This is a genomic window from Mycobacterium sp. (assembly GCF_049673265.1).
GTDB lineage: Bacteria > Actinomycetota > Actinomycetes > Mycobacteriales > Mycobacteriaceae > Mycobacterium.
In genome coordinates, this window is the sequence record NZ_JBATXN010000438.1 from 1 (window position 1) to 5,805 (window position 5,805).

Sequence of the window (5,805 nt, forward strand, 5' to 3'; positions counted from 1 at the left end):
GCGGCCAGCGAGGTCGGAGCCTGCGGGATGTTGGCGGCCTCTTCCGGCGGCAGCTCGTAGAGGTCCTTGTCGACCGGTGTCTGCGGCTCGATCTTGTTCTTGATGCCGTCCAGACCCGCCATCAGCATGGCCGAGAACGCCAGATACGGGTTGCCTGACGAGTCGGGGCAGCGGAACTCCAACCGCTTGGCCTTCGGGTTGCTGCCGGTGATCGGGATCCGCACGCAAGCCGACCGGTTGCGCTGGCTGTAAACCAGGTTGATTGGGGCCTCGAAGCCGGGCACCAACCGCTTGTAGGAGTTCACCGTCGGGTTGGTGAACGCCAGCAGCGACGGCGCGTGGTGCAGCAGGCCACCGATGTAGTGGCGGGCGGTGTCCGAGAGACCGGCATAGCCCGTCTCGTCGTACATCAGCGGGCTGCCCTCTTTCCACAACGACTGGTGGCAGTGCATGCCGGAGCCGTTGTCGCCGAACAGCGGCTTGGGCATGAACGTGACGGTCTTACCCTCGGCCCACGCGGTGTTCTTGACGATGTACTTGTAGAGCTGCAGGTCGTCGGCTGCGTGCAGCAGCGTATTGAACTTGTAGTTGATCTCGGCCTGTCCGCCGGTGCCCACCTCGTGGTGGCCCTTCTCCAGGCTGAAGCCGGCCGTGATCAGGTTCTGCAGCATCTTGTCGCGCAGGTCGACGTAGTGGTCGACCGGCGCAACCGGGAAGTAGCCACCTTTGGGCCGGACCTTGTAACCGCGGTTGGGAGTCCCGTCGGCCTCGGTCGGCTCACCGGTGTTCCACCAACCCGAGATCGCGTCGACCTCGTAGAACGAGCTGTTGGTCGTCGAGTCGAACGAGACCGAGTCGAAGATGTAGAACTCGGCCTCGGGACCGAAGTACGCGGTGTCGGCGATGCCGGTGCTCTTTAGGTAGTTCTCTGCCTTGCGGGCGACGTTGCGCGGGTCCCGTGAGTACGGCTCGAGAGTGAACGGGTCGTGCACGAAGAAATTGAGGTTCAGCGTCTTGGCTGCGCGGAAAAGGTCGATCTGCGCGGTGTCGGGGTCGGGCAGCAGCAGCATGTCGGATTCGTGGATCGCCTGGAAGCCGCGAATCGAGGAGCCGTCGAAGGCGATCCCCTCCTCGAAGGTGCTCGTGTCGAAGAACGAAATCGGAATCGTGAAGTGCTGCATGATGCCGGGCAGGTCACAGAACCGGACGTCAACGAATTCGACTTTCTCGTCCTTGGCGAGTTTGAGGATGTCATCGGCCGTTTTTTCGGACACCGAAGCGCTCTCCTTTGCTGCGGGCTTCGAATCTACTGCGGTCATTGAAGCGCTCTCCTTTACGGGCCGTGGCTGGTCGCCCGACCAGACGCTATGGAGGCGAGATTGCCCGAAGGTCAACCCTGCGTTGCGCCGACGTTACGCGACAGCGCGGCTCGCCACGGTGTGTTGGCAGGCCTCACCTTATTGTGGGGTGATGGCCCGCAGCATCGTATCTTGGCTGTCCGGTCCCGGGCCACTCGAGTCCGGGCCGCCGCAGCAATACCCGGGCGAAAGGCTCGGCTTGCCCGAACGTGGAACGGGTTCGTTGGCCCAACTTGGTCGCCGGTTGGCCGCGTTGGTCGTTGACTGGTTGCTCGCTTACGGCCTCGCCGCACTCGGGATGACGCTCGGGCTGATCTCCCCGCGACTGCTGTCGTCGGCGGTTTTGCTCATCTGGTTGGCGCTGGGAGTGCTCGCCGTCCGGTTGTTCGGGTTCACCCCGGGCCAGTTCGCGCTGGGACTTCAGGTGGCGTCCGCCGACGAACGGATACACGTCGGGGTGGGTCGTGCCGTGGTCCGGGGCGTGCTGATTGCGTTCGTCATACCGGCGTTGTTCGTCGACGCCGACGGTCGCGGGTTGCAGGATCGCCTGACCGCCACCGCCGTCGTGCGGCGCTGAGTTGGTCGGCGGCGACCCGCTGCGCCCGGCTTCGCCGCGCTTGCGATCGCCGCTAGCGACGGCGCACCGTGCGCTGGACGCCGCGCATCTTGGCGGTGCCGGGCAGTGGGCCCTTCGGCATCGCGGCCGTCCCAGCTCGGGAACCCAGCGCGCTCAGTCGCGACTCCAACGAGTCCATCTGCTTGGCGTTGATGTTGGCAGGCAGCCGGGTGAGGTGGCGTTCGAGCTTGGCCAGCGGAACCTCACCGTCGCCATTGCCGACGATGACGTCGTAGATCGGGATCTCGCCGACCAGCCGGGCGGTGCGCTTCTTCTCCTGGGCAAGTAGCGGTTTGAGCCGCGCCGGCGACCCCTCGGCCACCAGGATGACCCCGGGCCGGCCGATCACCCGGTGCACGGCGTCGAAATGGCCGGTCGCCGCCACGCCCGGGGTGACGCGCCACTTGCCGCGCAGATTGTCCAGCGCCCAAGCAGCGGCGCCGGTCTGGCCCTCGGCTTTGCGGTAGACCGAGCGCTGCGCGCGCCGACCGAAGATGATGAACGCCACCAAGACGCCGAGCACCACGCCCAGCGGAATCATGGTGAGCATGGTGAACCCGCCGGTCGTCACCCCGACCGCCACCGAAACGCCCACAATCAGCACGAACGCACCGATCATGTACGGGATTAGCCGCTTGTCCTCTTGGCGCTGCATGTTGAACGCTTGCCAGAGTTGCGTGCGGCGCTCTTTGGCGGCTGCTTTGCGGGCCGTTTTCGCTTCGGCCCTGGCGGCCTTGGTCGCCTTGGCATCACGGGGTTTCGCCATTAGTTCAGGATACGGGCGGGCGAGCCTGCACGGCCTGCCGGTAGAGCCGCCCGGCCCGGTATGACGAGCGCACCAGCGGCCCGGCCAGCACCCCGGCGAAGCCCAGTTGGTCGGCGTAGTCCGAATACTCCACAAACTCGTCGGGATGCACCCAGCGCTCGACGGGATGATGGCGCGCCGACGGGCGCAGGTATTGGGTGATCGTGACGATGTCGCACCCGGCGTCATGCAGATCGGTTAGTGCCGTGCGCACCTCCTCGGGCGTCTCGCCCAGCCCGAGAATGAGGTTGCTCTTGGTGACCAGCCCGAATTCCCGCGCCGCGGTGAGCACGCCGAGGCTTCTCCGATAGGAGAAGGCCGGGCGGATTCGCTTAAATACGCGCGGAACGGTTTCGACGTTGTGCGCCAACACTTCCGGCGTCGATTCGAAGACTTCGCGCAGCCGGTCGGGATCGCCGTTGAAATCGGGGATCAACAGCTCGACGCCAGTGGACGGGTTGAGTCTCTTGATCGCGCGCACGGTCTCGGCGTAGAGCCATGCGCCGCCGTCGGGCAGGTCGTCGCGGGCTACCCCGGTGACGGTGGAATACCGCAGGCTCATCGCCTGCACGCTTTCGGCCACCCGTCGTGGTTCGTCGCGGTCCAGGGGGACAGGTTTGCCGGTGTCGATCTGGCAGAAGTCACAACGACGGGTGCACACCTCACCGCCGATAAGAAAGGTGGCTTCGCGGTCTTCCCAACATTCATAGATGTTGGGACACCCGGCCTCCTCGCAGACGGTGTGTAGACCCTCGCGCCGGACCAGGTTTTTCAGCTCGGTGTACTCCGGCCCCATCCGCAGCTGCGTTTTGATCCACGGCGGCTTGCGCTCGATCGGCGTCTGCGCGTTGCGTACCTCCAGACGCAGCAGTTTCCGACCCTCGGGGGTGACGGTCACGAGGTCGATGCTACGCGGACCGGCATCGGGTGCGACCCCACCACCAGCCGGCCGTCCAGGGCGTCGCACACTGCGTCGGCAACCGCGGACCGGACGTCGTCGACGCCGACCCGGCGACCCAGTTCGTTCGATATCGACGTCACGCCGGCGTCCGTGATGCCGCACGGCACAATCCTTTCGAACGCGCCCAGGTCGCAGTCGCAGTTGAGTGCGAACCCGTGCAGCGTCGTCGCCCGCGAGACCCGCACGCCGATGGCGGCGATCTTGCGTGCGGGCATGCCGCCGCCGGCCGGCAACCATACACCGGATCGGCCGTCGACCCGGCCTACCGCCAAACCCAGCCCGGTGCAGACCTCGATCAGCGACTCCTCAATGCGCCGAACGTAATTGACCACATCGAGCGGTTCGGCAAGCGTGATGATCGGATAGCCGACGAGCTGGCCGGGGCCGTGCCAGGTGATCGTGCCGCCACGGTCGGTTTCGATGACCGGCGTACCGTCCGTTGGGAGTTCTTTCGCGGACGTGCGGCGTCCAGCCGTGTAGACGGCCGGATGTTCCAGCAGCAGCAGCGCATCGGTGCCGCCTGCCACCCGCGCGTCGGCCAGCTCACGTTGCAGCTGCCACGCGACCCGGTAGTCGACGCTGCCCAGGTGGCGGACATCGATCGGGGCCGCGCTCGAGCGGATAGAACTCACACGGCAGACGTTACGCGCTCAGGCGACCTCAGGCCTTGAGGTGGCGTACCGCAGTGCCTCGCCAACGGTGTTGTGGTGAAACTCGAAACCCGCGCGTTCGAGCACGGCCGGGATGGCGCGTTGCCCGGTCAGCAGGCCTTCGTCGGCGAACTCGCCCAGCGCGGCGCGCACGGCAAATCCCGGCATCAACAGCGGTGTGGGCCGGTTCACCGCCCGGCCGAGTGCTGTGGTGAATTCCGCGTTGGTGACAGGTGCCGGCCCGGTGATGTTCACCGGCCCGGAGATCCGGCTATCGGAAATCGCGAACTGCAGAGCTCGGACCTGATCCTCGAGGCTGATCCACGACATGTACTGGCGGCCGTTGCCCAGGCGGGCACCAAGTCCCACCGAGAACAGCGGCCGCAACCGACGTAGCGCTCCGCCGGAGGAGGCCAGCACCAATCCGGTGCGGGCCAGCACAACACGGGCGCCGGCGTGCTGGGCAGGCGCGGTGGCCGCTTCCCAGTCTTTACACAATTGGGCCAGGAAACCCGTTCCGGCCGAATCGGTTTCGATGACGACCCGCTCTCTGGTATCACCGTAGAAGCCGACTGCGCTGGCATTGACCAGCACGCCGATGCCGGCCTCAGCGACCGCGGTGGACAACACTTCGGTTGGCGTGATGCGGCTATCGCGCAGGTTTTGTTTGAACGCCCCAGACCATCGTCGTTGTCCGATGTTGATGCCGCACAGATTAACCACGGCGTCGACTCCGCTCAATGCACCAGCGTCGAATTCGCCGCTGTCCGGATCCCAGTGCAGCTCACCGGCATTCGCTGGCGTGCGGCGCACGATCCGCAGCACCCGATGGTCCGCCGTGCGCAGCGCGGTCACCAACGCCGAGCCGATCAGCCCGGATGATCCCGCGATCGCGATGACGGCCTTGGCCACGTTAACTACAGTCCCAGGTCCGCCTCGAACGCGCCTTCTTCGAGCCGATGCTTGATCGTGGTCAGGAACCGCCCTGCGTCGGCGCCGTCGATCAGCCGGTGGTCATATGTCAGCGGCAGGTAGCAGATCGAGCGCACCCCGATCGATTCGTTGCCGGTGTCGTCGACGACGACACGCGGCCGTTTGACGATGGCGCCGGTACCCAGCATCGCGGCCTGTGGCGGCACCAGGATCGGGGTGTCGAACAACGCGCCCTGGCTGCCGATGTTGGTGATCGTGAACGTCCCCCCGGACAGCTCGTCGGGTTTGAGATCTCCCGACCGGGCCCGGCCGGCGATGTCGGCGATCGCGCGCGCCAACCCGGCCAGTGACCGGTCACCGGCGTTGTGGACGACGGGGGAGAGCAGGCCTTGGTCCGTGTCGACGGCGAAGCCGAGATGCTCGGCGTCGTAGTAGGTGATCTCCTTGGTGTCTTCGTTGTAGCTGGCGTTGACGTTCGGGTG

At 66.0% G+C, this 5,805-nt stretch carries 7 protein-coding genes; 1 reads left to right on the plus strand and 6 read right to left on the minus strand.

The window, feature by feature from the left end; translation table 11 throughout:
- Nucleotides 1–1,274: type I glutamate--ammonia ligase (gene glnA / locus WBF82_RS15315; RefSeq protein WP_424383842.1), on the minus strand; the 1,274-nt coding region annotated here is incomplete at its 3' end.
- A 196-nt stretch (nt 1,275–1,470) separates the two neighbouring features.
- Here glnA and WBF82_RS15320 point away from each other — a divergent pair.
- On the plus strand, nt 1,471–1,935 hold the full coding sequence (locus WBF82_RS15320) for an RDD family protein (RefSeq protein WP_424383843.1): 465 nt from the start codon (nt 1,471–1,473) through the stop codon (nt 1,933–1,935).
- Nucleotides 1,936–1,987: 52 nt separating this feature from the next.
- Here the strand turns inward: WBF82_RS15320 and WBF82_RS15325 are convergent, their stop codons facing one another.
- The 5 genes from WBF82_RS15325 to WBF82_RS15345 form a co-directional block, all read right to left on the minus strand.
- On the minus strand, nt 1,988–2,740 hold the full coding sequence (locus WBF82_RS15325) for a DUF4191 domain-containing protein (RefSeq protein ID WP_424383844.1): 753 nt from the start codon (nt 2,738–2,740) through the stop codon (nt 1,988–1,990).
- Nucleotides 2,741–2,744: 4 nt separating this feature from the next.
- Nucleotides 2,745–3,677, minus strand: coding sequence for a lipoyl synthase (lipA, locus tag WBF82_RS15330; protein WP_424383845.1), 933 nt, complete (start codon nt 3,675–3,677; stop codon nt 2,745–2,747).
- Nucleotides 3,674–4,372 carry a lipoyl(octanoyl) transferase LipB gene (gene lipB / locus WBF82_RS15335; RefSeq protein ID WP_424383846.1) on the minus strand — a complete coding sequence of 233 codons (699 nt, stop codon included), beginning with the start codon at nt 4,370–4,372 and terminating at the stop codon, nt 3,674–3,676. Before lipB ends, lipA begins: the two co-directional genes overlap by 4 nt.
- Before the next feature lie 18 nt (nt 4,373–4,390).
- Nucleotides 4,391–5,302, minus strand: coding sequence for a TIGR01777 family oxidoreductase (locus WBF82_RS15340; protein ID WP_424383847.1), 912 nt, complete (start codon nt 5,300–5,302; stop codon nt 4,391–4,393).
- Between the two features lie 5 nt (nt 5,303–5,307).
- The coding region (locus WBF82_RS15345; RefSeq protein WP_424383848.1) for a 2-oxo acid dehydrogenase subunit E2 at nt 5,308–5,805 on the minus strand (498 nt) is incomplete at its 5' end.

What these genes read in the sequence shown, in the direction of transcription:
- WBF82_RS15320 (WP_424383843.1), top strand. Translation starts at nt 1,471, where the DNA reads ATGGCCCGCAGCATCGTATCTTGGCTGTCCGGTCCCGGGCCACTCGAG.
- WBF82_RS15325 (WP_424383844.1), bottom strand. Translation starts at nt 2,740, where the DNA reads ATGGCGAAACCCCGTGATGCCAAGGCGACCAAGGCCGCCAGGGCCGAA.